Source organism: Rhodococcus sp. NPDC055024 (assembly GCF_053608585.1).
The window spans coordinates 266,110-292,976 of record NZ_JBSGVT010000008.1 but is presented as its reverse complement, the minus strand read 5'-3'; the positions used below and the strand labels follow the sequence as shown (position 1 = coordinate 292,976).

The 26,867-nt window shown below is 60.2% G+C and carries 22 protein-coding genes; 5 read left to right on the top strand and 17 right to left on the bottom strand.

From position 1 onward, the window contains the following. Positions 1–86: 86 nt before the first annotated feature. The gene (locus tag ACWF6P_RS19160; RefSeq protein ID WP_452622081.1) at positions 87–560 is read left to right on the top strand and encodes an NUDIX domain-containing protein; all 474 of its coding nucleotides are present in this window, start codon (positions 87–89) and stop codon (positions 558–560) included. Between the two features lie 17 nt (positions 561–577). Here the strand turns inward: ACWF6P_RS19160 and ACWF6P_RS19155 are convergent, their stop codons facing one another. Both ACWF6P_RS19155 and ctaD read right to left on the bottom strand, forming a co-directional pair. Beyond that, positions 578–1,399: a universal stress protein gene (locus ACWF6P_RS19155; RefSeq protein ID WP_452622080.1), complete on the bottom strand. Its 822-nt coding sequence runs from the start codon at positions 1,397–1,399 to the stop codon at positions 578–580. A gap of 221 nt (positions 1,400–1,620) precedes the next feature. Beyond that, positions 1,621–3,363, bottom strand: coding sequence for an aa3-type cytochrome oxidase subunit I (gene ctaD / locus ACWF6P_RS19150; protein WP_378648471.1), 1,743 nt, complete (start codon positions 3,361–3,363; stop codon positions 1,621–1,623). A 199-nt stretch (positions 3,364–3,562) separates the two neighbouring features. On the opposite strand from ctaD, the gene ACWF6P_RS19145 reads away from it, so the two are divergent. Then, positions 3,563–3,943 (top strand): VOC family protein, encoded by a 381-nt coding sequence (locus ACWF6P_RS19145; protein ID WP_378535699.1) that lies wholly within the window; start codon positions 3,563–3,565, stop codon positions 3,941–3,943. Positions 3,944–3,946: 3 nt separating this feature from the next. On the opposite strand, the gene ACWF6P_RS19140 is transcribed toward ACWF6P_RS19145, so the two are convergent. The 3 genes from ACWF6P_RS19140 to ACWF6P_RS19130 form a co-directional block, all read right to left on the bottom strand. Further along, complete coding sequence (locus tag ACWF6P_RS19140; RefSeq protein ID WP_378535701.1) at positions 3,947–5,623, bottom strand: GAF domain-containing sensor histidine kinase; 1,677 nt, start codon at positions 5,621–5,623, stop codon at positions 3,947–3,949. 13 nt (positions 5,624–5,636) lie between these two features. Further along, on the bottom strand, positions 5,637–6,368 hold the full coding sequence (locus tag ACWF6P_RS19135; RefSeq protein WP_378535703.1) for a response regulator transcription factor: 732 nt from the start codon (positions 6,366–6,368) through the stop codon (positions 5,637–5,639). A gap of 234 nt (positions 6,369–6,602) precedes the next feature. Then, positions 6,603–6,947, bottom strand: a complete 345-nt coding sequence (locus tag ACWF6P_RS19130; RefSeq protein WP_378535705.1) for a PNPOx family protein — start codon at positions 6,945–6,947, stop codon at positions 6,603–6,605. 238 nt (positions 6,948–7,185) lie between these two features. On the opposite strand from ACWF6P_RS19130, the gene ACWF6P_RS19125 reads away from it, so the two are divergent. Further along, positions 7,186–7,407, top strand: coding sequence for an RGCVC family protein (locus ACWF6P_RS19125; protein WP_378535707.1), 222 nt, complete (start codon positions 7,186–7,188; stop codon positions 7,405–7,407). A 254-nt stretch (positions 7,408–7,661) separates the two neighbouring features. Here ACWF6P_RS19125 and ACWF6P_RS19120 read toward each other — a convergent pair whose 3' ends face one another. The 11 genes from ACWF6P_RS19120 to ACWF6P_RS19070 all read right to left on the bottom strand — a co-directional run bounded on the left by ACWF6P_RS19120 (position 7,662) and on the right by ACWF6P_RS19070 (position 21,853). Then, complete coding sequence (locus ACWF6P_RS19120) at positions 7,662–8,129, bottom strand: DIP1984 family protein (protein ID WP_378535709.1); 468 nt, start codon at positions 8,127–8,129, stop codon at positions 7,662–7,664. A gap of 349 nt (positions 8,130–8,478) precedes the next feature. Continuing rightward, entirely contained in the window at positions 8,479–9,456 is a 978-nt protein-coding gene (locus tag ACWF6P_RS19115) for an ABC transporter substrate-binding protein (protein WP_452622079.1), read from the bottom strand. Between the two features lie 59 nt (positions 9,457–9,515). Further along, positions 9,516–11,126 carry an ABC transporter substrate-binding protein gene (locus ACWF6P_RS19110; protein ID WP_452622078.1) on the bottom strand — a complete coding sequence of 537 codons (1,611 nt, stop codon included), beginning with the start codon at positions 11,124–11,126 and terminating at the stop codon, positions 9,516–9,518. 14 nt (positions 11,127–11,140) lie between these two features. Then, positions 11,141–12,445: an NtaA/DmoA family FMN-dependent monooxygenase gene (locus ACWF6P_RS19105; RefSeq protein WP_452622077.1), complete on the bottom strand. Its 1,305-nt coding sequence runs from the start codon at positions 12,443–12,445 to the stop codon at positions 11,141–11,143. Next, complete coding sequence (locus ACWF6P_RS19100; protein WP_452622076.1) at positions 12,442–13,122, bottom strand: sulfurtransferase; 681 nt, start codon at positions 13,120–13,122, stop codon at positions 12,442–12,444. Before ACWF6P_RS19100 ends, ACWF6P_RS19105 begins: the two co-directional genes overlap by 4 nt. Before the next feature lie 220 nt (positions 13,123–13,342). Continuing rightward, the gene (locus ACWF6P_RS19095) at positions 13,343–15,310 is read right to left on the bottom strand and encodes an acetyl/propionyl/methylcrotonyl-CoA carboxylase subunit alpha (RefSeq protein ID WP_452622075.1); all 1,968 of its coding nucleotides are present in this window, start codon (positions 15,308–15,310) and stop codon (positions 13,343–13,345) included. 5 nt (positions 15,311–15,315) lie between these two features. After that, entirely contained in the window at positions 15,316–16,917 is a 1,602-nt protein-coding gene (locus ACWF6P_RS19090; RefSeq protein WP_452622074.1) for a carboxyl transferase domain-containing protein, read from the bottom strand. Next, positions 16,904–18,103 carry an MFS transporter gene (locus tag ACWF6P_RS19085; RefSeq protein ID WP_452622073.1) on the bottom strand — a complete coding sequence of 400 codons (1,200 nt, stop codon included), beginning with the start codon at positions 18,101–18,103 and terminating at the stop codon, positions 16,904–16,906. The genes ACWF6P_RS19090 and ACWF6P_RS19085 overlap by 14 nt, the downstream gene beginning before the upstream one ends. Next, a complete protein-coding gene (locus tag ACWF6P_RS19080) occupies positions 18,100–19,263 on the bottom strand; it encodes an aminotransferase class I/II-fold pyridoxal phosphate-dependent enzyme (protein WP_378635222.1) in 1,164 nt (387 codons plus the stop codon). Before ACWF6P_RS19080 ends, ACWF6P_RS19085 begins: the two co-directional genes overlap by 4 nt. Before the next feature lie 822 nt (positions 19,264–20,085). Further along, positions 20,086–21,336 (bottom strand): amidohydrolase, encoded by a 1,251-nt coding sequence (locus tag ACWF6P_RS19075; protein ID WP_452622072.1) that lies wholly within the window; start codon positions 21,334–21,336, stop codon positions 20,086–20,088. 97 nt (positions 21,337–21,433) lie between these two features. Beyond that, positions 21,434–21,853 (bottom strand): hypothetical protein, encoded by a 420-nt coding sequence (locus tag ACWF6P_RS19070; protein ID WP_452622071.1) that lies wholly within the window; start codon positions 21,851–21,853, stop codon positions 21,434–21,436. A 338-nt stretch (positions 21,854–22,191) separates the two neighbouring features. On the opposite strand from ACWF6P_RS19070, the gene ACWF6P_RS19065 reads away from it, so the two are divergent. Both ACWF6P_RS19065 and ACWF6P_RS19060 read left to right on the top strand, forming a co-directional pair. Next, on the top strand, positions 22,192–23,889 hold the full coding sequence (locus ACWF6P_RS19065; protein ID WP_452622070.1) for a 3-ketosteroid-delta-1-dehydrogenase: 1,698 nt from the start codon (positions 22,192–22,194) through the stop codon (positions 23,887–23,889). A 777-nt stretch (positions 23,890–24,666) separates the two neighbouring features. Continuing rightward, complete coding sequence (locus ACWF6P_RS19060) at positions 24,667–25,452, top strand: peptidoglycan DD-metalloendopeptidase family protein (protein ID WP_452622069.1); 786 nt, start codon at positions 24,667–24,669, stop codon at positions 25,450–25,452. Between the two features lie 46 nt (positions 25,453–25,498). Here ACWF6P_RS19060 and ACWF6P_RS19055 read toward each other — a convergent pair whose 3' ends face one another. Further along, the gene (locus tag ACWF6P_RS19055; protein ID WP_452622068.1) at positions 25,499–26,794 is read right to left on the bottom strand and encodes an MFS transporter; all 1,296 of its coding nucleotides are present in this window, start codon (positions 26,792–26,794) and stop codon (positions 25,499–25,501) included. Positions 26,795–26,867 lie beyond the last annotated feature (73 nt).

Sequence of the window (26,867 nt, the reverse complement as noted above, 5' to 3'; positions counted from 1 at the left end):
AAATTGATCCAGCTTATCGTCGAGGGCGCCCCGCGAGCTTGTTCTCGGGGGGCGCCGTCATTTCACGCGCACGATAGCGTGGTCGTGTGGCCGATCAATTTGCGCTGGTACCAGCGGTGTACGTGATGTTCTGTCGAAGCAACCTGGCACAACGCCCGGAGGTGCTGTTGCAATTGCGCGAGGGCACGGGATTCATGGACGGATACTGGGCTCACGCGGCTGCGGGACACGTCGAACTGGGGGAGTCGGCACTCGACGCTGCCATTCGGGAGGCTGCGGAAGAACTTGGCGTCGAGTTGCTTTCCTCGGAACTGAAACCGCTGACCGTGTTGCATCGCCGCCATGCGGAAGGAAGAGAGTCGGTGGATCATCGAGTCGATTTCTTCTACGAATGCCGTACGTGGTCCGGTGAACCACGCCGGATGGAACCGTTGAAATCTGCAGATCTGCGGTGGTGGCCGGTTGACGAACTCCCGGAGAAGCTGGTCGACCACGAGCGTTTCGTGATCGAAGCCCATCACGCCGGTCAGCTCGCACCCATCCACAGTTACGGTTTCTGACCGAGCGAGGAACAAATTCAGGCTTCGCTCGCAACGATGACCGGGCACTGAGCTTTTCGAATCATCGCACTGCTCGTCGTGCCGAGACCGGCGTCGTCGAACGAGCCTCGACCACGCCGGCCTACGACGAGAAGCCTTGCCTCGGTGGAGAGTTGTTCCAGAATCGCTACCGAAGGGCCGTCGAATTCGATCTGACGGATGGTGACGCCAGGGTAGAGCGAGGCCCAACCTGACAGTTGCCACGTCAGCGGCGTCGGGTGCTGGGGCGCGTGCCCGGATGCGAAGTCTCGACGCAGCTCGGCTTCGGGTGAGGCAGCATGTACGACGATAAGTTCGGTGTTCACTGCGTCGGCTTCCTTGAATGCGATTGCCAAAGCGCTTTCGCTGTAGGCGCTTCCGTCCAAACCGACGACAACCGGCAAGGCTGCCGCAGCGCTGCTTTCACGCGGTGTTCCGACTCTTGCGAACGAACATGTCGGTCCAGGTGCGGCGGGATCGTCCTGTGGTGCGACGATCAAGGCGGCCTCGGACGTCAACGCGGTGAGGATTGCGGTGTTCTCCCCGGAGATCAGATCGGTCCGGATCCGAAGATCTGGCGACACCGACTCGGCGATCTGAATGGCTTCCATGAACAGGCCGGTCGGTGACGCCGAGGTGTTCGGATCGGCGGTGAACGGGGCTACGAAAACTATTCGCATCCAGAGACTGTGGCGATGCGCGAACTCGGCCGCCCACGTGATCACGTCGGGGCGCAGCGGGGATCCGTCGATGCACACGACCACCGCTCCGTCCGCGGACCACTCCGAGGTGATGAGGTCAGTCGATAGTTCGGGCTTCATCGTGAACTCCTCGAGCTGTGTCTGTTGAATGCGAACTAGCTTGCAGGACAGTGCCGAACAGCAATCCTGCGACGATTATCGAGCACGCGGCAGTCGTCAGGGGCAACCACACGAGCGTCGTGACAGCGAACATGAGCACAAGCAACGGGGCGAGAAGATGGCCGGGTTTCGCTCGGCGTTCGTGTTGCTGCTTTTCTGCCCAGGCTCGGTACTTCGTGCCGTCATTCATGTTGTTTCACCTTGGTGTTTACCTCGGAAACCGACTTGTGGCCAAGCAGTCCGACGTGCGCCTCGTCGCGCATTCTCTCGACCATGTGGGGGTAGTGCAGTTCGAATGCGGGCCGCTCACTGCGGATTCGGGGGAGTTCGGTGAAGTTGTGTCGCGGTGGCGGGCAGGACGTCGCCCATTCGAGCGAGTTTCCGAACCCCCAGGGATCGTCGACGGTCACAATTCGGCCGTAGCGGTAGCTCTTGAAAACATTCCAGATGAACGGAATCGTCGAGGCTCCGAGCACAAACGCGCCGATGGTCGAGATCGTGTTGAGAAGAGTGAAATTGTCCGACGGCAGGTAGTCCGCGTACCGCCGAGGCATACCCTGAGCGCCGAGCCAATGCTGGACGAGAAATGTTGCGTGAAAGCCGATCAGGGTCAACCAAAAGTGAATCTTGGCGAGCTTCTCGTCCAACATCCGGCCGGTCATTTTCGGGAACCAGAAATAGATTCCGGCGTATGTCGCGAAGGCGATCGTTCCGAAGAGGACGTAATGGAAGTGTGCGACGACGAAGTACGAGTCGGTGACATGAAAGTCCAAGGGCGGGCTGGCAAGAATCACGCCGGAGAGTCCGCCGAACAAGAATGTGACCAGGAAGCCGACGGAGAACAGCATGGGCGATTCGAAGGTCAACTGCCCCTTCCACATCGTTCCGATCCAGTTGAAGAATTTGACTCCGGTGGGAACTGCGATCAGGAAGGTCATGAACGAGAAGTACGGGAGGAGAACGGCGCCGGTTGCGTACATGTGGTGTGCCCACACCGCGATCGACAGTGCCGCAATTCCCAGCGTTGCGTAGACCAACCCGGTATATCCGAAGATCGGCTTGCGGCTGAAGACGGGGAAGATCTCCGAGACTATGCCGAAGAAGGGCAGCGCCAGAATGTAGACCTCGGGATGGCCGAAGAACCAGAACAGGTGCTGCCACAACATGACTCCACCGGTGGCGGGGTCGAACAGGTGCGCACCCAGATGACGATCCACCCACAGCCCGATCAAGGCAGCAGCGAGCAGCGGAAAAACGAGGAGAATCAGCATGCTGGCGACCAGCGCATTCCACGTGAAGATCGGCATGCGGAACATCGTCATCCCAGGGGCACGCAGGCAGACGATCGTCGACACGATGTTGACTGCGCCGAGGATGGTGCCGACGCCGCCGAGCGTGAGACCGATGATCCACAGGTCGGCGCCCATGCCGGGGGAGTGGAGTTCGCTGGTGAGCGGCACGTAAGCGGTCCAGCCGAAATCTGCCGCACCACCAGGTGTTACGAATCCGGCGGAGGCGATCAGGCCGCCGAAGAGATAGAGCCAGTAGCTGAATGCGTTGAGTCGCGGGAAACACACATCCGGCGACCCGATCTGCAGTGGCATGAGGTAGTTGGCGAATCCGAAGAAGACCGGGGTCGCGTACAGCAGGAGCATGATCGTTCCGTGCATGGTGAACAACTGATTGTACTGCTCGTTGGACAGGAATTGCATTCCCGGAACGGTCAATTCCATGCGCATGAGTAGCGCCATCAGTCCGCCGATCAAGAAGAAGGCAAACGATGTCACGATGTACATCAGGCCGATCATCTTGTGATCGGTGGTCCTGAGGATCTCGACCAGTTTCGAACCCTTCGGAGCGGTTCGGGGAATCGCATCGGCGTGCGTATCGACCTCACCTACCGGCCGGGGTGCTAGATCAACCACGACGGCCGCCTACGAGAATCGACGTGACGAAATACCGAGAATGCCTGGGACTGTGGAACATAACGCAATGATCGTGGCGACCGGGAACTCGGACGAGGGGAAAAGGTCCCTAGGATCGGAACAGAGGCATGGCGTAGATCACGTGGTCCGGTACGGTCGAGAGAGTTGTCTTCACGGGCGGAAAGAAAGCGAGATCGTCATGGCGTGTCGCATCAGTGAACTGGTGCTCGGTTGCCGGGAACCCGAGGTGCTGGGCCGGTTCTGGTGCGAGGTCCTGGACTTCGTCGTGCTCGATCGAATGGACGACGGTTCGTTGGAGATCGGCCCACGCGAAGGCTTTGGCGGTCCACAGCCGACGATCATCCTCAGTCGCAGAGACGAACCGGAGAAGGGTAAGCCTCGCCTGCATATCGACGTCAACGCTACCGATCGCGATCAGGAGGCCGAACTCGAACGACTACTGGGTCTCGGTGCGCGCCCGGCTGACATCGGCCAGACAGGGCAGGAGCAGTGGCATGTCCTAGCGGACCCAGAAGGTAATGAGTTTTGTCTGCTCAAGGCTCGACTATCTCCGCTCTGACGCTCAACGATCGTGACTCGGTAACAGGCTCGGCCTTCGGCTCAGCGGAACGCGCCACACCAACTCGGTGACACCGTTCTCGCTGGTGATGTTGCTCGAGCCTCCGCACTGACGAGCGCGGGTCGCAAGGTTGTCGAGACCGTGGATTCTGGTTGCCTGGTCGATACCCACACCGTCGTCGACGATGCTGATGACAAGCTCCTCGGTGGCACGGATGGTGACGTCGATGGCATCGGCATGGGCATGTCGCAGAGCATTGCTCAAGCCTTCGCGCACAACGGCTTCGGCGTGCGGGGCTAGTCGAGCCGGGACGGAACTGTCGATGGTTCCCTCGAAAGTGACGCTGGGAGTGATCGGCGAGTGGCCGGACAGGCCGTTGACGGCGTCGAGGAGTCGCCGCCGTAGGCTTGTGGGAGTGGACATCTCGCTCGTGTGGAGGTCGAAGACTGCGGTGCGAATTTCGCGGACCGTCCGGTCGAGTTGATCGACAGAGGTGTCCAAAACGGTTCGAACGGTGGCCTCGTCGCCTGGACGTTGAAGTACTCCCTGCAAACTCAATCCGGTGGCGAACAACTGTTGAATGACGTGGTCGTGGAGGTCACGCGCGATGCGGTCACGATCTTCGAGCACGTCGATCAGTCTTTCCTTTCGTTGCTGTTCAGCGAATTCGACAGTGACAGAGGCGATGTCTGCCATTGCCGTCAGTTGCTCGATCTCCTCTGTTCCCCATGGGCGGTCGCTGCGGCGTGACGCGAAGAGAACGCCGCCGCCGAACGAGGTTCCGGAGAGGGGGAGTGCGATCACAGATTCGTCACCGGAAACATTCAGTGCCGGAACGGGACTGCCCTGTGGTGCAGAGATCGGTCGCCGGCTGCGCGCTGCGTCGTCGATCACGGTCCCGGACAGATTGACGGCAGAGCCGGTCGCGGCGAAAGGCTGGGAATCGGCAATATCTGCGACGTGGACTACTGGCTCTCTGCCCAGGTCGTAGCGAACGACGCACACCAGATTTCCATCCGTGAGATGCCTCGTCGTCCGAACCAGTTCGGCCAGCGTCTCGTCGCGCGATCCGCCACTGAGAAGACGTGCATTGACGGCGGCGACTGCCTTGAGCCAGGCCTCCCGCGTCCGGGATTCCTCGAACAGGCGCGCGTTGTCGATGGCGATGCTCGCAGCGTTTGCCAGTATCTGGAGCACGGCCTCGTCGCGATCGTCGAATGCAGCCCGGTCCGAGCTGTCCGCGAGGTAGATGCTTCCGAACACTTCGCCCCTGACAAAGATCGGAACGCCGAGAAACGTGTCCATCGGTGGGTGATTGGTCGGAAACCCTGCCGAGGACGGATGCGAGGAGATGTGGTCGGTTCGAACAGGGCAGGGTTCCTGAACGACCAGGCCCAGCAGTCCGTGCCCTTCGGGAAGGTGCCCGATCTTGGCAACCTGGCCCTGATCCAAACCCGAGTGGATGAATCGCGACAAGCGCCCGTCGGGCGACTTCACGCCGAGCGCTCCGTAGTCCGCTTCGAGGAGATGACGCGCGACGTCGACTATCTGTTGCAGGGTTTCGTCGAGCTGGAGGGTGGATCCGACAGTCAACACGGCGCTCAGCAGTTTGGGAATCGCACTCGGGTTCAGGGCAGCCAGCTCGGCGCTTCCAGCGATATCGCCGAATAGGCTGAGCATGAGAGCGTCGCGGCTACCTGGCATGGTGCGTGCCCGTGGTCGCGGAGAAGGGCGAGCCTGACGGCGTCAGCAGGTGAGTAGTCGCCTGGCCCGAAGGATCCGGGTGAGAAGTGCCTGCGCGAAGCTTTGTTGCCAAGACTGCAGCCTGCGTTCGGCGTTCGAGGCCCAGTTTCTCGAGGATGCGTGAGACGTAGTTCTTGACTGTCTTCTCCGAGAGCTCTGCGTGCGTGCTGATCTCTCGATTGCTCAGTCCCTTGCCGATCAACTCGAAGATCAATAGTTCCTGATCGGTCAACAGGGCCGCCGCAGTACCCGATTCCTGCTCGGATCGGATGCGCCGCACCAAACCGATCACCGCCTGCGTATTCAACAGCGATTTGCCGGTAGCAACCGTACGGATCGCCGAAACGAGGTCATGGCCGCGAATGTTCTTGAGGACGAATCCACGTGCGCCGGCGATCAGGGCGTCGAGGAGGGCATCGTCGTCGGAGTAGGACGTGAGCATCAACGTCGCCGCGTTCGGATAGGTCGACGCCAGTTCTCGGCACAGTTCCACACCGTTGCCGTCGGGAAGCCTGACGTCCATGACAACCACGTCGGGTCGGCATTCGGGTATCCCGACCGAGGCTTCGCGAACACACGACGCCTCGCCCACGACGTTGAATCCCGATACCTGATTCAACAGGTCTGCCAATCCACGACGGACGATCTCGTGGTCGTCGACCAGATAGATGCCGATCGTCACGGTGGTCACCTCTTCCAGCTCACGCCTGTCGTCGATGTTACCGGACGGTAATGTCCCGACAGGATCGGGTTGTCCGACCGATGGCCGACAAAAAACCCGCGTCGAAGGGTGCGAGACCGAGTCTCGATTGCACAGAGCCAAAGGTCCCGACCGTCACGAGATCTGAATCACCCCGATCTCGTGAGGTAGCGGGTGTGCGCTGAATGTGATTGTGCCGGTGTCTGTTCGATCCGCTCAGTCGACGGGAGCGAGTTCGACGGAGACGTAGACACCCTTGCCTTTTCGATGTGCGAGTGCCTCGCCGGGGCGATCGATACCGTCCAGTTGGAGAACGATCGGACCATGTTCCGGATAGAAATTGCGCCACCAACTCTTCTTGTCCGGCATGGCAACCCCGATCGTCACATGGTCGCCTTTTCGTTTGTAGGACACGGGCGCGCTGAAGGTGCGACCGGACTTGCGGCCGACGTAGGTGATGACGGTCATCGAACGGCCGAGTAGTTTGCCTACGATCGGAGCGCCGATCAGCGGTTGGACCACTACGTTCACGGCGGCGGATACACGTTGGAAAGTGTTCACGAGAAGCCCTTTCGCGACGAATGTTGCACGAATTCGAATCCTGCACGGAAATGGTGCGTGCAGTAGTTCTATCCTGCTCGACCGGGATTGTCGCGTGGGCAGAAATTGGTACAAACCGGTGTGCCGAAGCGAGTAGCGTGGGGTACGTCGAGGGTCATTCGAATATGCGCGGTCAAGCCATGTCGTCCTCGACGCCAACCCGGTCTGTGGTCGAACGGCCGAGAACTGGAGCGCCTGTATGGCGTCGAACCCGTCCGATGTGTCGAATGCACGAGGGCAATCCGAGTCGACTGACGCGGATCAGGAAACGCCGTCGATCTGCCCGGCGTGTCAGCACAGTATGGAATCCCACGATCCGCTCGGAGTTCGCTTCTGCGCAGTGACTGCCGACCGCGGTCTCGATCGAAAGTGCATCTGCGCTGCAGATCGCGAGGAGATGCAGCACTATTCGCGCTACTGAGGCGCATCCTGCATCCCAATCGAAGACGCACCGACCTGCAGTCGCCGACAGTGCTGGATGCCCCGAACCCGCCCTCGTCTATCGACGATCAGCACGTGGTGGTGATGTGTGCGTAGTGCACTTTTACCTGTACAACGTGCAGGGCTGCAATGTGTATGTGCGCTGCCCGCCGCGCTCAGAGGTGACCGGATAGACCGCCGGTCGCGGTGTGTGCTCGCTTCGCCGAACGACTACCTGCTCCAACGCTGCCGTGCTTACTCGATCAGATCCACCTCCCAGTTCGTTCGTTGAATCTGTGTATCGACCTCACGAATCTCGCGGGCGAGGTCGTCCGCGATTGCCCGAAGTTCGGTGACGGGAACTGCCGCGACATAGACCAATTCTGATCGGAGTTGACGACCGTAACCTCGCTCTTCGCGCCCGGACGCGGCGTCCGCAGCGGCATTGACTGCAGAGTGTCTCAGGCGCAGCACATCTCGATGGGCGAGTGCATCTGTGACAGTGCCGTTTCCGAGGATTGCCTGCGCATTGGTTCGATTGATCGCGCGCATCAACCGTTCGAGTTCGCTCAGAGTTGACGTCAGCTCTTCGAGAAGGACGGCAGCGTCTTCGGCGGGAATTTCTCCCTCCTGGTGGCGTGCATTGTCGACGATCCGCTCGCGCAAGTGCGCAACCTTGCGAGTGGTGTCACTGCGTAGCGCGAGTGCCTCTGCCAGTTTCATGGATGAAGCTCCTGCTCTGACCTGAATCGGGAACTCCAAGCTAGCACTCGGTTGACCACCTGGGTCGGATTCCATTGTCTTGCTGCGTTCTTCCCAGTTCAGCATTCGAATCATCTTGGAGACAGCTGGTACTGCGTGTCCGCTGGGGCTGCCACACCGAACTCGTAAGCAATCGGCTTCACCCCAACAAATTAAGGGTGTGGCGATGTTCGATGAAGCGATGAAGTCGGTGGAGCACGCTGCGCACGGTCTCGGGTCGACGGAGCGGGCGAGGCATACGATGGTCCGCCGTCGATCTCGCGGTTCAGGCGAGATAGTCGCCCCGAGACGAGTTTGAGCGCGCCTTTCCCTATTTGTTCGTCTTCGGGAGGCCAGGCGGATTGACCAGTGATTTGTCCACTGCTTCGTTGGTGATCTTCCAGCGCTCGAGGACCTGAGCGTACGTGCCGTTTTCGATCAGATGATCGATTGCCTCACTGATCGGCTGAACCAATCCGTTGTCCTTCTTTACCAATACACCGATCTGGCCCAACGCAGCCTCTCCAGCGCCGGAGAACTGACCGATCACTTCGTTCTCACCGGTCTGGGCGGCGTGGAACTGGGATGACGGGTTCGGACCGAAGTATGCGTCGATTCGACCCGACGAGAGGGGAAGGTAGTAGTCAGTGGTCTTCTGGTACACGGTGATTTCAGCGGGAGCCAGACCGGCCGCCACGTTGTCCTCGTTCCACTTCACCAGCAACGCTTCCTGATTGGTGGCGGCGCCGACACCGACCTTCAGCCCGGCGATGTCCTGCGGTTTGTCGAGCGAGATGTTCTTGTCTTTCCTGACCTCGAAAGCGAGAGTGTCGAGGCGGTACGTCGCGAAATCGTACTTCTCCTTGCGTTCCTCGGTGACCGTCACGTTCGAGACGAATGCATCAGCATCTCCCGAATCGATCCGCACCGAATTCTGCGCCCAATCCGCAACCTGAAGATCGATTTTCAGCCCGAGCACCTCGGCAATCAAGTACGCGAAGTCGGTCTCGGAACCGATGACTGTCTTGTCGTCGTCGGCGTAGAAGCGCAAGGGAGGAGCGGTTCCGGCATTGCCGGTGATGCGGATCGTGCCGCGGTCTCGGAACTCCTGGGGGACCTTCGCTGCGATCGAATCAACCTTCTCGGTGGTGATTCTGTTCTGCTCGGCAGACAAGTTTATGCCGGATGTTGTTGCACCGGAGTGCTGCTCAGTCGATTGTTCATCTGGGCTTCCGCAAGCGGCACCCAGGAGGGCAACTGTGGCCAGGGTAGCGATCAACAGCGTCGCGGAGCGAGGGCGGGTGAACATGGGGTTCCTTCCATAAAGAGGTTTTGTCGAAACAGGCTGATGTGTTGACGAAGTGCGAGCTAGTTCTTCCAGGTATCCACGAAGTCCACCGAGTAGAGATCGGCCTGGATACGCAAGCCGTGAACTGCGGGAGTCGTCGCGAAGATCAACGAGGAGGCGTGCAACGGGATTGCCAATGCCTGATCGGCAATCAACTCCTGAATCTCTTTCAGCACGCCGATCCTCGCATCGACATCTACGGTTCGAGATTGTTTGATCAGCAACGCATTCAGTTCAGGCGTCGAGGCGATGCCTTTGGTCGAGCCGAGAGTGGGGCTGAACACCAGCAGTACGTCACCGTCTGCACGCAAACTCTGGAAGTAGATCGATTCCCATGTGCCGTCGGTTCGTGCAGTGTTGTCCTCGGCAGTTGAGCGAGGTTGCAAGTTCACCGCGACGCCGAGGTCACGCAGCTGAGACTGGATCAGTTCGAACTGCGATTGTGGGAGGTGGTTGCGGTACGCCAACTCCACGGTCAACTTCTCACCGCTCTTCGTGCGAAGTCCGTCACCGCCGACTGTCCATCCACTGGCGTCCAGTAGCGACTTCGCACCCTCCGGGTCATACGTGTAGTCGGACGAGAGATCAGTGTATCCAGGCGCTTTCACCGACAGGATGCTTCGTGCAATCTCGTCACTCGGTGTGTAAGTGGTGTCGATGATCTGTTGGGTATCGATGCCCTTCACCAACGCGCGCCGCACGTTCAGGTCCGCGAGCACTGGCGCAAACGTGGGGTTGAGCAAGAGCGAATCGTTGATGCCGGCAGCTATTGACGGAATGACAGTGAGTCCGGAGGCCTGTGTGCGGTCGACGTCTGTGCTCGGAATGTCGATCGCGGCGTCCAGTTGCCCTGACGTCAAGCCACCGATCCGCACCGAGGACTCGGGGACGACCAAAAAGGTGATCGAATCCAGATATGCCTCTCCCTTGTTCTTGTTGAGTGAAGATCCCCAGCGATAGCCGTCGCGTCGAGCGAGAACGACCTTCGCATTGGTCTCCAGTTCCTTCTGCACGAACGGCCCCGAGGCGATAACGCCCTGGGCGCAGCGTTCTTCGGGCGTCTTCTTCAAGGATTCCGGAGCGATGATGGCGAGTGTGTCGGAGCGTGCGGCTTGAAGGAAACCCGCTGACGGTTCCGAGAAATTGAGTGCGACAGTGGAAGCGTCGAGTACCTCCGCTCCAGTGAAGTTTGCAAGATGTGACTTCGCAGTGGTCGCGAAGCCACTGTCTCCCAGTCTCTTCTGGCTTTCGAAGTTGTCCGCGACAACCTGCGCATCCAGACGCTCGCCGTTGCTGAAGGTCACGCCGTCCTGGAGAGCGAAGACGAATCGTCGACCGTCGTTCTGGACCTCCCAGGACGTCGCCAACCACGGCACGATCTCCCCGGTGTCCAGGTTCTGGTCGACGAGTTTGTCGTACAGGGGATGGAACGCAGTAGCGGTCTGACCGTTCAACGTCTTGTCGATGCACGGTGGAAAAGTATTGATCGCAAAGGTCAGATCGCCCCCTGAAGTGGGTTTGGAGTCGGCGCTCGCAGCTGGTGTTGCAGTGCTGCAACCCGTCGCAACTGCAAGCGTCGACGCCAGGATGGCGACTCGGATCTGTATGGATGAAAACCGCGACGTCGTCATGGACCGAGTTCCGTTCATCGTGTGGAAGTGCGAGTGGAATCGAAGATGTGGGACCGCAGGGTCGTGCCGGTGTATTCGCGCCGGAACACGCCCCGCTTTTGCAGCAGTGGCACAACAGAACTGGTGAAGTCGTCAAGCCCTCTGGGGAAGTGCGTCGCGGTGAGGATGAAGCCGTCGGCCGCTCCTGATTCGAAGAGGTGGGTCAACTCGTCGGCTACCTCCTGCGGCGAGCCGACTATTTCGGGAGTGAGATCATTGCGCGCGAACAACTCTGCGGTTTCGGCGATGGTGAGATTTCGGGATTCGATCAGGCGTGCCAATCGACGTGAGGGGCCCTTACCGCGGTTGAGGACCTCGGCAATCGGAGTGGTCGGATCGAACTGCGACAAGTCGAGCCCTGCGGAGTGGGAGACCCACTCGATTGCTGCATCCGGATGGATAAGGGATCGCAGATACTCCTGCCGTTCCTTCGCGATGCTCGACGTCTCGCCGACTATCGGTTGCACAGCGGCGATGAGGCGGACCGAATCAGGGTCGCGTCCGGCCTCTTCCGCGTAGCCGCGAATTGCCGTGCGCTTCGCCCGAAGATCTTCCTCCAACGGGTCGATCGCAAAGACCAGATCAGCCCACCGCCCACCGAACTCGCGCCCTCGGGCGGATTCACCCGCCTGGATGAAGACCGGCCGGCCTTGAGGTGATTGCGGCAGGGTGAGTGGTCCCTGTACCGACAGGTACTTGCCCTTGTAATCGGCGGCATGAATCTTGCTCGTATCTGCGTAGATTCCGCTGTCGCGATCAGCCAGAACCGCATCTTCTTCCCACGACGACCAAAGTGCGGTGGTAGCTTCGAGGACCTCGTCTCCGCGTTCGTACAGCTCCTCTCGGGGCAGTCGGTCGACCTCGGGGAAGTTGTCGTTCGCGGGGCCAGGTGCCGTCATGACGATGTTCCATGCTGCGCGTCCGCCGCTGAGTATGTCGAGGCTGCCGAGGGTCCTCGCCAAGTTGTACGGACTGTTGAAACTAGCCGAAAGCGTCACGCCGAGACCAATTCGTTTCGTCGCGCCGGCCACGACCGCCGCAAGTTGCGTCGGATCATGTTGAAAGCCGGTCAGCAGACCGTATTTGGTGTGGCCGTCGACATAGTGCACGCGCTCAGGTATCAGTATCAGATCGAATTTTGCTCGTTCGGCCGCCTGTGCGTATCGCTCGTACAACTGTCTGTCCTCGAAGGAATTCTCCGAGTAGGAATGTCGCCACATCCCTGCACTGTGCATGCTCGGGAACACCATGTAGGCGCCGAGGATCATCTGTCGTGTCATCGCTTCTCTGGATTCCTTGGTGTGTGATGGATGCGAGTGGAGACGGGTCGTTCAGGGTCGGCGCTCCACCCCGACCACGATGCGACGTAGACCGCGGAGCTGATGCCGATCGCGGCCAGCGCCAGTGCATTGTGCGAAGCGGCAACTCCGCCGCCGCAATAGGACACGACGTGTGTATCGCTCTCGATCCCGAACTGACGGAAGTGCTCTCGCAGCTCGGCGTCGGGAAGCAGGAAACCGCTTTCGTCCAGTACATCGAGAGCAGGTGCTGATAGTGCTCCGGAAATGTGGCCTTGTTCGTGGAAACTGCTCGGACTGCGAGAATCGAGCAAGACGCCGGTCGTTGCCGCGCGCGCGGCATCGTCTGCGTCGGCCGGTGATACTTCTACAGAACGAATCGGCGCGTTGGTTATCGGACCGTCCGCGTCTGTCTGCCGCTCGATCGCAGCCAGCCACGCCGCCACTCCGCCGTCCAGATAGCGCACCGACCTTCCCGCCCAGTGCAAAGTGAACCACGCACGCGCGGCCAGCAGCGGGCCGTCGGGACTGTAGACGACGATGTCTGCGTCGGCCCCTATGTGTCGATCTGTGAGAGTCTTCGTGAGGATGTCGAGATCAGGCAAGGGGCGATCTCCGCGAGTTCCACCACCTTCGCCTTGAAAGTCCCTGATCGACAAAGTGACATGATTTGGTGAACTCACGATCTCGGATGCACTCGTTGTCTGTTCGCGCACAACTGTGATGACGACCGGTGCCTGGCCCAACCGAATCAATTTGCAAAGTTCGTGGGCGGATACGATCACCGAGTCCCGCTCGCCACCCCCTGTTGAAGTCATGAAAGATGCTTTCCAGCAGTTCTTTTCGCGATGATGGCCGTACGATCGCGGTAATCCTTGGTCACGGCGCAACCGCTGCCAGTACTTGCCCGGCATCAATGACGTCTCCTACCGTCACACTCACCGCCGAGACTGTCCCAGGAGAGGACGCGCGGAGGGCAGTCTCCATCTTCATGGCTTCGACGACCGCAACGACATCACCTTCCGATACCCGTGTTCCAGTCTGGAGTACAGCCAGTACAGTTCCCGGCATCTTCGAAGTGATCTCTCCGTCCCCGGATTCGGAATCCTTTGCTGTATAGATCTTCTCGCTCACCGGAACGGTCCAACCGCCGACGCATACCCACGCGCCGGTGCCGACTCCGAGACGTCCAGCGGTGGTTGCCAATCCGTCGGCGACCAGACTGAGGGTCATTTTTTCGGTTCCGCCTCTGACGAGCACGGAAATGTTCCGGCCGTCGGCGTCCACAATCCACTGGTCGCGTCGTTGTGAGATGACCGTTGTCGTTACGACTCGGCCGTCAGCTACTAGTTCGCGTCCGATCGGATCGGATCCCGCTTTGCGCAATGCGGCTCGATGTAGTCCGTGAGCACCGGTCCAGGACGACGTAGTGACCGGCAACTGTTCCTCGACCGAAGTCCATACCATCGCAACAGCAGCGGCGGTGGCCTGGAGTTGCTCCGAATCCGGGACCAATCGAGTGAGGTGCTCGTCGACGAAGGAAGTGTGAATGTCATCCGTGCGCACAGCCGTTGTCGCCAAGAGTAATCGGAGGAAGCCTATGTTCGAGGCTCCGCCGAAGTAACTCGCATGGGCCAAAGCTCGGTCCAACGACTCCAGCGCCGCTGACCGTGTCAGCCCCCGCGCTATCACCTTTGCGATCATCGGATCGTAGAACGGCGGAATGGCGCCGACGCCCTCGAAAGCACTGTCGACGCGGACCTTCGACGGCCAGGAGACCTTCACGGAATGTGAAGGTGCGGGCCGAAACCCGTTGGACGGATCCTCGGCGTAGATTCTCGCTTGCACCGCGAAGCCTCGCAGTGCGATGTCGCGCTGCTGTAGAGGCAAGCGCGCGCCGAGGGCGATGTCAAGTTGCAGTTCGACGAGATCGACGCCCGTCACTTCTTCGGTGACTGTATGTTCGACCTGCAGGCGCGTGTTGACTTCGAGGAAGTAGTAGCGGTTTTCGGTGTCGACCAAGAATTCCACGGTGGCCGCGTTCACGTAACCGACGCCTGCGAGAAGACGGAGAGCGTCGTGCTGCATGGAACCCAGGACTGATTCGGGCACGGAAGTAGCCGGTGCCTGCTCGATGATCTTCTGATTTCTACGCTGAAGTGAGCATTCGCGGGTGAAGAAGTGAACTCCCGTGCCGTAGGAATCGAACAACACCTGCACCTCGACGTGACGCGGACGCTCCACCAGTGTCTCGATCATGAGGTCGCCGCGACCGAAGTTCCTTTTGTTCAACCCGATTGCGGAGGTGATGACCTCACGGGCATCATCACCCGGATGCAGGCGGACCATCCCCTTGCCTCCGCCACCGAACACCGGTTTCAGCAGCACCGGAACGTCGAGAGACTGAACATGACCGACGATGATGTCGGGATCGGCACTTGCCTCACCCCACGCATTGAGCGTCGGAATGCCGGCATCTGCGGCAGCCTTCTTCGCCCTCGCCTTGTCGCCGAGCATTGCGATGGATTCAGCGGCCGGACCGACGAATATCAACCCTGCAGCGACGACTGCGGTAGCAAAATCGGAGTCTTCGGAAAGGAATCCGTAGCCCGGGTGCACGGCATCGCACCCGGCGCCGAGGGCGGCCGCAATGATTTGATCCGAATTGGTATAGGACTCAGACGGAAGGTCTCCGTCCAGGATTACCGTGTGATCGGCAAGGCGATGCCACTGTGCGTGTGAATCGACGGGGGAGGAGATCGTCACTACCGACATGCCCAGGCGGCGGGCTGTTCGCGCGATGCGTGTGACGATTTCACCTCGATTGGCGATGAGAAGTCGAGTCATTGTGCTCACATCCTGAATACGCCGAAGCGCGTTGTTCCGTGATTGCGGGGAAGCATGGACAGTGCGAGCGAAACCCAGGATCGCGTGTCGACCGGGTCGACGATCGCGTCCACCCACAGCCTGGACGCAACGTAAACCGATTCCCCTTGCCGGTCGTAACCTTCACGGATCGGCCGCTTGATTTCCTCTATTTCCTCTTCTGTGAGCGGAGTTCCGCGTGTGCGCGCAGATTCGATCTTCATCAAGGCCATCACCGATGCTGCTTGTTCCGCACCAACCACGGTTGTCTTGGCGTTCGGCCACACGGCCATGAAGTCAGGGCCTATCGAGCGTCCGCACATTGCGAGGTTTCCCGCCCCATAGCTTCCACCGATGACGATGCTGAGCTTGGGAACTCTCGCGCAGGCAACGGCGTTGACCAGTTTCGCTCCATGCTTGGCGATACCTTCCGCTTCGTACTGCTTCCCGACCATGAATCCGTTGACGTTGTGCAGGAACAACAGTGGGATATCTCGCTGTGAACACAGCTCGACGAAGTTGGCGGCTTTGAGGGAGTCCTCCGAAAAGAGCACCCCGTCGTTCATGACGACTCCGACGGTGTACCCCTCGATGTGGCCTGTGCCGCAGACGATGGTTCGGCCGTAATTTGCTCGGTACTCGACCAATTCGCTCGCGTCGAGTAGGTGGGCCAGAATGTCGCGCGCGACGATAGGTGTTTTGGAAGAAGCCGGGATCACCGTGTCGAGCGCCTCGGGGGAGTGGAGAGGCGGTCGCGGAGATCGTGACGGTGCCCGTACTTCCCGTCGATCACCTCGGGCGACGATGTCGGCGATCATTGTCAGTGCCTCGATGTCGTCGTTGGCGATGTGATCGACGACGCCGCTGATCACCCCGTGCACGTCGGCACCGCCGAGTTCCTGCGGTTCGACGTCGACACCGGTAGCAGCCTTGACCAACTGAGGACCACCGAGATAGACAGTGCCGGTGCCTCGGACGATGACGGTCTCGTCGCACATCGCCGGGATGTACGCACCTCCTGCGGTGCAAGAGCCCATGACGGCTGCGATCTGAACGATTCCGTCTGCCGACATTTCGGCGATGTTCTTGAACATCTCGCCGAAATGGTGCTCGTCGGGGAATATCTCATCCTGCATGGGGAGGAAAACACCTCCCGAGTCGACGAGATAGACACACGGCAGCCTCAGTCGACGGGCGACAGCTTGCAATCGCAGTTGCTTCTTGACGGTCAGCGGGTAGTAGGTGCCGCCTTTGACAGTGGCGTCGTTTGCGAAGATGGCGCAGAGTGAGCCGCGGATGAGACCTACTCCCGTAACCAGACCGGCCGACGGGAGTTGCTCGTCGTACACCTCGAATCCGGCCAGTTGGCCGATCTCGAAGAATGGGGACTGCACGTCGAGAAGAGCGTCGATGCGTTCGCGAGCGGGCAATTTGCCGCGAGCACGATGCTTGGCGACGGACCGCTCGGGTGCTCCGTGAACGGACAAGTGTTGCGCGCCCGCGACTCGCTCACGAATAGTCTTGTAAGCCAACAAGTTTTGCTCCCGGGTTCCGGGGTCGAGTTGTGCGGTGCGTTCAATGACGGGCATGGGACGTACCTACTGTCGGTTCGGAGGAAGCTGTACGGAGGGAGAACACGAGAGCCGTCGCTGCTGCGGTGATGAGTGCGATGATTGCCGACCACACGCGTTCGTCGGACGCGAGAGGTCCGACGACGGAGGCGATGCCGGCAATCCCCTGCTGCACGAGGCCGCAGTAAGCCACGGCGATGGCTCCACCTTCCGCGAAATGTGTCACTGCTGATGCGGCCGAGTTCGGGAAGAGCAGCGATTGCCCGAATGTCAATGCGACGTAACCGATCAGGAAGACGACGAGCAACGGAATGGAACCAAGCGGGGGATACCAGCAGAGCATGAGGACGAGACCCGCAACCAGCATGCATAGCGCACCTCTGCGCATCAGCTTTTCCGAACCAACGGCCGTGGCCCTGCGGTTGACGTACAACGCGCCGCCGAAGTAGGCGGCTCCGTAGAGGATTCCGAAGGCGCCGAACGCCCACGGTTGCAAATTGAATCGATCGCTGAACAGGAAGGGACTCGATTGCTGAACCAGGACGATCGCGCCGAAACCCAAACCTCCCGCAATGGCCGGTTTGTAGAACTTGGGTGTCAGCACTATGGCATTCCACCGAACGACGCGTTCGTTGTTGTCGCGGACCGTGGTGTTCTCGGTATTCACCGCCACTGCAGCCAGTGCTACGCCGAACGCCCCGAGGACTCCGAATCCGGCGCGCCACGAGGTGAACGACGCGAGTGCACCGCCGATCAGTTGGCCACCGCCCAGCGCCACCACAAATGCCATCGACAACAGTGACAATCGACTGGCCAGCTCCGAACCGGTGAACCTGTCCTTCACCATCATTCGCACGACGATGGCCGCGCCTCCGGCCCCGATGCCTTGCACGATCCGGCCGATCAGTAGAACGGCGGCGCTCTGGACCAAGACGAGAGCAACGCAGGCGATCACGAACAGGGCCAAGCTGGACAGCAGTGCGGTCCTACGCCCGAGGCGATCGGCCAACCGCCCCCACACGACCACCGGTAGTGCTGCACTGATCACGAACAAAGTCACCGACCACTTGACGACGGAATCCGCGATGCCCAAATCCGCGGCGATCTTCGGCAGTGAAGGGAGATAGATGGTCGTCGCCATCTGTGCTGTCAACACGACGGCACAAGCCAGCGGTGTCACTGCGACAGTGCGGCCTTCGCTCATTCGGTGACACTTCGTAGGACGTCGGCGAAACGCTCGATCGTTGCCGAAGGCAAGTCCGCGCGAAGCATCAATCTCAGCCCGGCTTTGCCTCGACCGATGACCGGAAAGAAGACAGCCGAGGTGTAGAAACCGCGTTTCAGCAGTTCCTTTGCTGCAGCGATGGTTCTTTCTTCCTCGTGGAGTGTGACGAACCGGATCGGGAGGCCATCGCCCGATGCCGGCGTGTCGACGAGTGAATCGAACTGTTCCACAACCGTTTGCAGTCGCCGTTGGCGCTTGTCGACCTCTCCGCTGTGGTGAAGTTCCACGGACGCTGCGATAGCGCCCAGCCCGGCTACGTTCACACGTTGTGACCACGTGAGTGGGCCGCCGTAGCGAAGTGCTAGATCACGATTTCGGCTGCCACTGGTGCGGCTGAGTGCGATCGCGCCGCCGGAAGCGCCGAATCCCTTGTTCAGCGATGTCAGCAAGAATGTTCGATCATTCAAGCTGCCAATGAGATCCAGTACTGCACCACGGCCGTTGTGTCCGAGGACCGAGGTGCTGTGCGCCTCGTCGAGAACGAGGATCAGTCCGTATTTGGCCTGTAATGCGAACAGTTCGTTCAGCGGTGCCTTTCCACCGGTGCTGTAGACGGTGTCCGCCACGTATGCCACCTGAGAATTTGTGCGGCAGAGACTTTCGAGTTCATCGACGTCGTCGTGCCGAATGGTCACGATCGTCGTTTCGTCGGCGACGCTCGCCTTCATTGCATTCAGGCAGAAGTGTGCGTTCTTGTCGAACACCATGAGGGGAGGTTCGCCGCCGGTGAGCAATCCGGATGCGACGAGGGGGAGCAGACTCCACGCCGCGTTGGCCGCGGACCCGAGCGTGAGAACATGCGCGTCCAACAGTTCGCTCAGTGCGGCCTCGGTGTCGTCGAGGAGACGGGAGTGAACCCTCATCCGTGAGATGGAACTGTTCAACGTTCGTTCGCGCTCGAGAGCGGCGATTGCACCCGACCGAATCCGATCGTCGGTGTCGAGACCCAGGTACGAGTAGGTGGAGAAATTCTCGAATTCGTACCCTTCGGTCGTCCGGTGTTCGAAGCCTGCGACGCGGTCGGCGGTGATATCTGCCAGGCCCTCGCCGACTGCGCGATCCCAGAATGGGTTGCTCAAATCGGCAGCACGCCTGAGGTTCGAGTACAGGTTCCTATCTTTCAAGCTCTCGGCAACCGTCATTTTCGCGGCTGATCCCTTCACTGGATTCGATAGCGGAATTAATACGTTGATGCACGAAGGAGCATCACGTCAGTGGGCATCGCTAATTGAGAACGAAAGACAATTCGATGTCAAGCATTGCCAATTGAAATGCCGCGAAAAGTGAAGAGAACCCTGCGGTTTGGAATTAGTTGAATCTAGGACTTTTGCAGTTCTTCCAGTTCAAGGCCGGTGATGAATTATCACGATTTCCCGTGGTAAATCGGAAAATGCCGTGAGTCACACGCTGATCAGTGTTTACCGGCGATGATCGAGGAATATTATGATCCGGGTGCGTCAAAGGGTTGGCCTGGATGCGATGAGGCTTCGGCCTGATAGTTTCCGTCAATACTTCGGGGTGTTTTGTAGTCAGGCGTGGCCTATCTGGAATTGAATTTGTTCGAGGTAAATAGTGTGAAACTCGAAGACGGAGATGGGTAAAGCTTGTCAAGTTCTTTACTTGCGGCTATTGATGGTGTGCGGTTGAACCGGCAATGATTCAGCTTCGTCGGAACCACTTACCGCGCAGAATCATCAGTATCCGGTCTGTCCGCCTATGACGACGAAGACGATCCAGAGGAACTGCGCCAAGAAAGCTCGAGATCGACTGTCATTGCTCGGGTATGCGCGTACTTCGAATCCTGCACGTCCATCGATCGGTCTGCTGCAGCGTCATGCAATGTCAAACTGCCTCGCTCCCTTGAATTCTCATGGAGGGAGCCCAGTGGAGACGCTATGACGTCAGGGAATTGGTAGCCACGTCCTGGCCGCGACCACCAAGGCGTTCACGCCGATTGTCAGGGTCGGCTCGATCACGGGAGCGTAGTGCGGCGAATGGTTCGACGGCACGCTTCGCAGGGCTGGGTCGGTCATGTCACCTGTCGTGAACAGGTAAGGGTCGGTGCCGCCGAGCAACCAGTACGACAGCGGCGCACCGGCGCTGGTCGCGAGAATGCCGACATCCTCGCTCCCTGCTCCTGCGCCAGGGTCGAGAATCTTGTTGTTTCCCAGCCATTCGGCAAAGGCATCGAGTGTCTTGTCCAGCGCTGCCGGATCATTGACGACGATAGGAAAGTGCTCTGTCTCGGTGATGGTCGGTGGGGTGGGTGCGCCGGCGGTGGCCGCTTCGCCCCGGACGATGCGGTCGACGCTGTCGAGGATGCGTTGACGCACACCGGCGTCGTAGCTACGGATGTTGAGTTGGAGTTCCGCTTCGCCGGGAATGACATTGGCGGCATCTCCAGCATGAATGGAGCCGACGGTGAGGACCGCCGTCGCAGTGCTCGGCACTTCGCGTGAAATGACAGTTTGCAGGCGGAGCACGGTTTCAGCTGCCATGACCACGGGATCGACGGAGTTCTCCGGCATCGATCCGTGCGCGCCTTTTCCGACCAGTCGCACACGCAACGAGTCCGATCCCGCATACGAGGGCCCAGCATGCCCGGCGATGGTGCCTGCCGGTAGCGGAGCCACGTGTTGTCCGAGGACGATGTCGGGCTTCGGGAATCGCTCGAACAGTCCGTCGTCGACCATGGCTTGCGCACCCGCGCCAAGTTCTTCGGCCGGTTGGAAGACGAGGACAAGAGTGCCGGACCAGGACGACGTGTCCTGAGAAAGAATTCGGGCCGCACCGAGTAGGCAGGTTGTGTGCAGGTCATGGCCGCACGCGTGGCTGACCGAGACGGACTTCCCCTGATCGTCGGTGGTCGTCACCGTGCTGGCATAGTCCAAGCCGGTTTCTTCTCGAACCGGGAGGGCGTCCATGTCCGCACGCAGCAGCGCAGTAGGTCCCGGTCCGTTCTTCAGGACGGCGACGACTCCGCTCGAGCCGACGCCGGTTGTGATGTCGAATCCCAATGCTGCCAAATGTTTTTCGACAATCTTGGATGTTCTACCCTCGTGAAACCCCAGCTCCGGGTGACTGTGGAGGTCCTTGTAGACGTCGATCAGATTTGGATCTACGGCGACGGTTTCGTGCATAGTCGAGGTCATGAGCGTCCTCTCGGTAGCGTCTTTTCAGGCTAACCGGGATGACGTGTCGGCAAACACGACCCAGGTCCCATCGCGCCCGTGATTCGGAGTTCGGGTGCTACGGCACGTAGAACGATGCGACGCCTGGGGTGATCGTCCCGGCGACGGACAGGACAGCGACAGCGACGTGGCCGGTTCCGGTCTGAACGATCGCCTCTGCCGGGAATCCGTGCAGGCCGTCCGAGAGTCGGGCGGAACCGGAGGCCCCGGTCGAGAGGTTCAGCCAGCGCACTTCGGACGAGAGCAGGCATCCCCACCGGTCTTCCTTGCCGCCGGTGATCGTCACCGTGCCTGGTTGGTCGCCGACCACAGCTACGCAGCGGACTGCGGGCGCGTCGAAGCTGCCGTTCGGGTTGCCGTACGGCGCAGGGTTGACCTGGAATGGAATGGTCACCGCTGCAGATGCGAGCGCTACCGGCGTCAGAGCCGAAACGATCACGACAGATGCGCAGACGCTCAGTCGGCGAACGAGATTCATCACGAGAGACCTCCAATGTCCAGGTTGTTCATTCCCCGACGCACAGCTCGGTTCTTCGTGTGCCCGGAACTCGTCCAGCAATGTCGTTTGCAGTGGCCACTTTCCAACACTGTCGTGATCGAAGGGACAGCCTCACCATATCCGCTCGAATCGGAGAATTCAGAGATTGGCGATGATGCGATCGACGGGACCCTGCATGGGCGCCGCAATGGGCCAACCGTGACCGGTGTTGTTGAGTCAACCCGCTTGCAGTGTCCCGCTGAATGGGCATCCGGACCCTACTGCGTCTCGACTGCCCTAGCGTTTGCGTCGATAAACCACGTGAAGGGATTCGTTCAATGGCTAAGAATCAGGCACCCCCCGCGACTCGAGCCCATGACATCGCTGTCGACCTGCTTGTGATCGGGTCCGGTACCGGCATGGCTGCGGCCCTCACCGCGAACGAGCTCGGCTTGTCCACGCTGATCGTGGAGAAGACGCAGTACGTTGGCGGTTCGACGGCGCGGTCCGGTGGGGCGTTTTGGATGCCTGCCAACGCGGTACTGGCGGAAGCCGGTGCGGGCGACACCGTTGCGCGCGCGAAGACCTATGTGCATGCGGCGGTTGGTGATACGGCACCCGCCGCACGTGGTGAGGCGTTCGTCGACAACAGTGCCGCCACGGTCGACATGCTCAGTCGCACGACGCCCATGAAGTTTTTCTGGGCCAAGGAATACTCCGATTACCACCCCGAACTGCCGGGCGGCAGCGCGGCCGGCCGCACTTGCGAGTGCCAGCCGTTCGACGCGTCGGTACTGGGCACCGAACGCGCTCGCCTGCGCCCCGGCCTGATGGAAGCCGGGCTTCCGATGCCGGTCACTGGCGCGGACTACAAATGGATGAACCTGATGGTGAAGAAGCCGACCAAGGCTTTTCCGCGCATCATCCGCCGCTTGGCGCAGGGCGTTTACGGTAAGTACGTCCTCAAGCGCGAATACATCGCCGGCGGTCAGGCGCTCGCAGCGGGCCTGTTCGCCGGTGTGGTGCAAGCAGGTATCCCGGTGTGGACGGAAACGTCGTTGGTTCGGCTCGTCACCGAGGGCGACCGCGTGACCGGTGCGATCGTCGTGCAAGACGGTCGCGAGGTGACGGTGACGGCCCGCCGCGGTGTCGTTCTGGCCGCCGGCGGGTTCGACCACAACATGGAATGGCGTCACAAGTACCAGTCGGAGAGCCTCGGAGAGCACGAGAGCCTGGGCGCAGAGGGCAACATCGGCGAGGCGATCGAGGCTGCCCAGGAGTTGGGCGCGGGTATCGGCTCGATGGATCAGTCGTGGTGGTTCCCCGCAGTGGCGAGCATCAAGGGACGACCGCCAATGGTGATGCTCGCGGAGCGTGCGCTGCCTGGCTCGTTCATCGTCGACCACACCGGTCGTCGATTCGTCAACGAGGCAACCGACTACATGACGTTCGGTCAGCGCGTGCTCGAGAGGGAGAAGGCGGGCGACCCTGCCGAGTCCATGTGGTTCGTTTTCGACCAGGAGTACCGCAACAGTTATGTGTTCGCAGGCGGCATCTTCCCGCGTCAGCCCCTTCCACCAGCGTTCTTCGAGTCCGGTATCGCGCACAAGGCGAGCAGTCCTGCCGAGCTTGCCCGCAAGGTCGGACTTCCCGAGGATGCTTTTGCCGAGTCCTTCGAGAAGTTCAACGAGGCCGCAGCTGCCGGTAGCGATGCGGAATTCGGTCGCGGCGGAAGTGCATACGATCGGTACTACGGCGACCCGACAGTGTCGCCGAACCCGAACCTGAGGAAGCTCGACACGAGTGCCCTCTACGCGGTGAAGATGACGCTCAGCGACCTCGGCACCTGCGGCGGCGTGGAGGCCGACGATCGAGCGCGCGTGCTTCGTGAGGACGGCAGCGTCATCGACGGCCTGTACGCGATCGGCAATACCGCGGCCAACGCATTCGGACACTCTTACCCGGGCGCTGGCGCGACGATCGGCCAGGGCTTGGTTTACGGATACATCGCCGCGCATCACGCAGCAGAGCGGTAGCTCTACCGAACAACAGATCTACCTGAACGGGAGATCAGCGCACGTTCCGATACCGGGACATGCACTGGTCTCCCGTTCGACGTTCGGTGACGTCGAGGCGGGTGCAATTTCGACCGGTCGGGTCGACCTGGCAAAAACAGGTATGTATCCAGGTAATTCAACCGTCGTGTGGAGCACCACGAAGCGACAGCGTATGGGGTGATTCTCATCCGCAACGCAAGGATCCGCATGTTCCACCCCAATCTCGACCGCCCGTGCAGACACCCGCCCTGTCGATCTGCAACCGAAATGCCTTCGGTTCGCCGTGACGACATTCGTGGCCCACGATCAAGGATCGGTTCCCGCCCTGCCGCGAGTTGGCTCGGGATTTTGCCAGTGCTGTCACCAGTACTGACGGAATAGTCTCCGGACCTGCTCTCCGTCCACCCGCGTGACAAGTCCGCGGCGCACAGGATGAGCGCACCACAGTGTGGTCCGTGATGCGAGCTAGCGCACTCAGGTGTTCGCTGTTGTGGCCGTTTCCGTGCCACAGACCATGCCGTCGAAGATCCACGAGCTCGTCGGATTCTCGACATTTCGATCAGTACCCATGCGTCCCGCTGTCGCAAGAGTTGTCGCTCTGGTTATCGCCGTGGCGCATTCCGAAAAATTCACTCCAACGGAGTCGGTGCTGTCTGCCGTACCGCTCAGCACGTACCGAGTGCTGCCTGCAGGTAGAGCGTTGCACCTGCTCCGATCACATCAGTCAAGGAAAAAATGAGTAAGCACAGAAAACCCATGCGTTCCAACACGAAACGATTCATCGCTGCTACTGCGGGCGTGAGTGCTCTTGTGGGTGCCGGAGCGGTCGTCAATGCAGGTATCGCCGGTGCGCAAGGTTGGTCGGCGAGTTGTAACTGGGAGTGGCCGGTAGACGGGGCGCTGTCACAGGGCTTCCATGCAGGACATGACGGCGTCGACTTCGCCGTAAACGTAGGCACCGTACTCCACGCACCGACGTCGGGCACTATTTCGGTTGCAGGACCGAACGATCCGGGTGGATACGGAACATACATCCAGTTGGAAGCGGACTCGGGCGCGCAGATTCAGATGGGTCACCTCTCCGAAACATGGGTCGGTGTGGGGCAGCATGTCGAGGTAGGCGATCAGATCGGGGCAACGGGCAACACCGGCAGTTCCACCGGGCCACACTTGCATCTGCGGATTCACAATGGCGGTGCCGTCGATCCCATGACCTTCCTGAGTTCGGTCGGCGCGTGCGACACCGGCTCGAGCATTGTTCCTGCACCTGCACCTGCACCTGCACCTGCACCCGAGCCCGAAGTGGTACCCGAATCTGTGCCGGATCCGGTAGTCGAGTCTGCATCATTCGAATCTTCACCGGCAGAGAGCATTCCGGAGATCAACTCTCAGGCGTCGGGCGAAGTGGTGACCGTTGCGGCAGGGGATACGTTGTTCGGCCTCGGTGCCGAACGTGGGCTCACCTGGCAGCAGGTTTGGGACATGAACCCACAGATTGTCAATCCCGATCAGATCTTCGTGGGAGACGCAATCACTCTGTAACAGTGGAGGATTCGATGCCGAGTGAGGGTGGACGACTGGTGCTCGATCAGGTCCAGTAGTTGCGCTCATCCGGAATCCCAGTTGGTGCGTGAGAACTCTGCAGCCGGGCCGTGTTGCGGCCCGGCTGTTTTCGTGCCCGTGATGTGCGCGTCAGGTCGACGATCCAGACGATCAATGCAGCGGCAGCGTACCCGCCCCCGACGGCGCTCGAAGCACCCCAACCCGATACATGGAAGACCATGGTGGTGGAGATCGCTCCGATTGCGCTGCCCAGCGAATAGAACACCATGTAGCTGCCGATGATGCGGCCGGCTGATTCCGGTGCATGGGCGACGATGAGATTCTGACTTGTGACGTGTACAGCCTGGACGGCGAAGTCCAATGCAATCACGCCGATCGCGAGCAGAACAAGAGAGTGCGTAGCCTGCGCGCTCAGCACCCACGAGAGTACGAGAACGATCAGGGACAAGCCGGTGACGCGCTGCGACTTGCCTTCGTCTGCCCATCGGCCGGCGCTGATTGCACCCAGTGCGCCGACAAGTCCGGCTATGCCGAACAGCCCGATCTGTGTTGTGGACAATCGCCACGGTTCCTCGCTCAGTGGCAGGGTCATACCGCTCCACAATGCACCGAAGGACGCAAAGAGGAACAGGGTGATCAGCGCCCGGGTGCGGAATACTCGGTTCGTAGTTGTCAACGTCACGACTGACCCGACTGCCCGCGCGTAACTGCTCTTATTCCGTCGTGGGCACACGTCTTTCGGCAACATCGCCAAAGCGACCGCGGCGATCAGAAGAGAGAGAACGGCAGACCCCGAATAGACCGCCCGCCAGCCGGCCAGATCGGCAACCAGTCCCGCCACGGTGCGGGCGAGGATGATGCCCACCACGACGCCACTGGTGATGACGCCGATGTTTGCGCCCCGCTCCTCCGGGTGGCTGATTGCTGCGGCGTAGGCAACTATGACTTGGACGACGACTGAGAATGCGCCTGCGACAGTGATGCCGATCAACAGTTGAAGACTCGTGGTGGAAAATGCGACAAGCATCATTCCCGTTGCGGCAGAGCCTATCTGGAGTGCGATCAGTTTCTTGCGGTCCACCAGGTCGCTCAGTGGCACCAGCACGATCAGCCCTGCGAGGTAGCCGAGTTGGGCGAGTGCAACGACTAGTCCGAGACCGGCCGCTGGAAGTGACAGGTCCGCCCCGATTTGGCCGAGAAGTGGCTGTGCGTAGTAAATGTTTGCTACCGAGACCCCGCAGAGGACAGCCAAAAGGATGCGCAGTCTGTGAGGCATCCCGTGCCTGGTCGGCGCGGCCTCGTGCGCGGCATGATTGACCACTTTCACTCCATTTGGTTGCGTTTTGATACCATTTGAAGGCTATGTCATATCGGTTTCAAAACGCAACCAAAGA

Coding starts and splice junctions, on each gene's coding strand:
- ACWF6P_RS19155 (WP_452622080.1), bottom strand. CDS start 1,399: ATGAAGCCCGAACTATCGACTGACCTCATCACCTCGGAGTGGTCCGCG.
- ACWF6P_RS19145 (WP_378535699.1), top strand. CDS start 3,563: ATGGCGTGTCGCATCAGTGAACTGGTGCTCGGTTGCCGGGAACCCGAG.
- ACWF6P_RS19140 (WP_378535701.1), bottom strand. CDS start 5,623: ATGCTCAGCCTATTCGGCGATATCGCTGGAAGCGCCGAGCTGGCTGCC.
- ACWF6P_RS19125 (WP_378535707.1), top strand. CDS start 7,186: ATGGCGTCGAACCCGTCCGATGTGTCGAATGCACGAGGGCAATCCGAG.
- ACWF6P_RS19120 (WP_378535709.1), bottom strand. CDS start 8,129: ATGAAACTGGCAGAGGCACTCGCGCTACGCAGTGACACCACTCGCAAG.
- ACWF6P_RS19115 (WP_452622079.1), bottom strand. CDS start 9,456: ATGTTCACCCGCCCTCGCTCCGCGACGCTGTTGATCGCTACCCTGGCC.
- ACWF6P_RS19110 (WP_452622078.1), bottom strand. CDS start 11,126: ATGACGACGTCGCGGTTTTCATCCATACAGATCCGAGTCGCCATCCTG.
- ACWF6P_RS19105 (WP_452622077.1), bottom strand. CDS start 12,445: ATGACACGACAGATGATCCTCGGCGCCTACATGGTGTTCCCGAGCATG.
- ACWF6P_RS19095 (WP_452622075.1), bottom strand. CDS start 15,310: ATGACTCGACTTCTCATCGCCAATCGAGGTGAAATCGTCACACGCATC.
- ACWF6P_RS19090 (WP_452622074.1), bottom strand. CDS start 16,917: ATGCCCGTCATTGAACGCACCGCACAACTCGACCCCGGAACCCGGGAG.
- ACWF6P_RS19085 (WP_452622073.1), bottom strand. CDS start 18,103: ATGAGCGAAGGCCGCACTGTCGCAGTGACACCGCTGGCTTGTGCCGTC.
- ACWF6P_RS19075 (WP_452622072.1), bottom strand. CDS start 21,336: ATGACCTCGACTATGCACGAAACCGTCGCCGTAGATCCAAATCTGATC.
- ACWF6P_RS19070 (WP_452622071.1), bottom strand. CDS start 21,853: ATGAATCTCGTTCGCCGACTGAGCGTCTGCGCATCTGTCGTGATCGTT.
- ACWF6P_RS19065 (WP_452622070.1), top strand. CDS start 22,192: ATGGCTAAGAATCAGGCACCCCCCGCGACTCGAGCCCATGACATCGCT.
- ACWF6P_RS19060 (WP_452622069.1), top strand. CDS start 24,667: ATGCGTTCCAACACGAAACGATTCATCGCTGCTACTGCGGGCGTGAGT.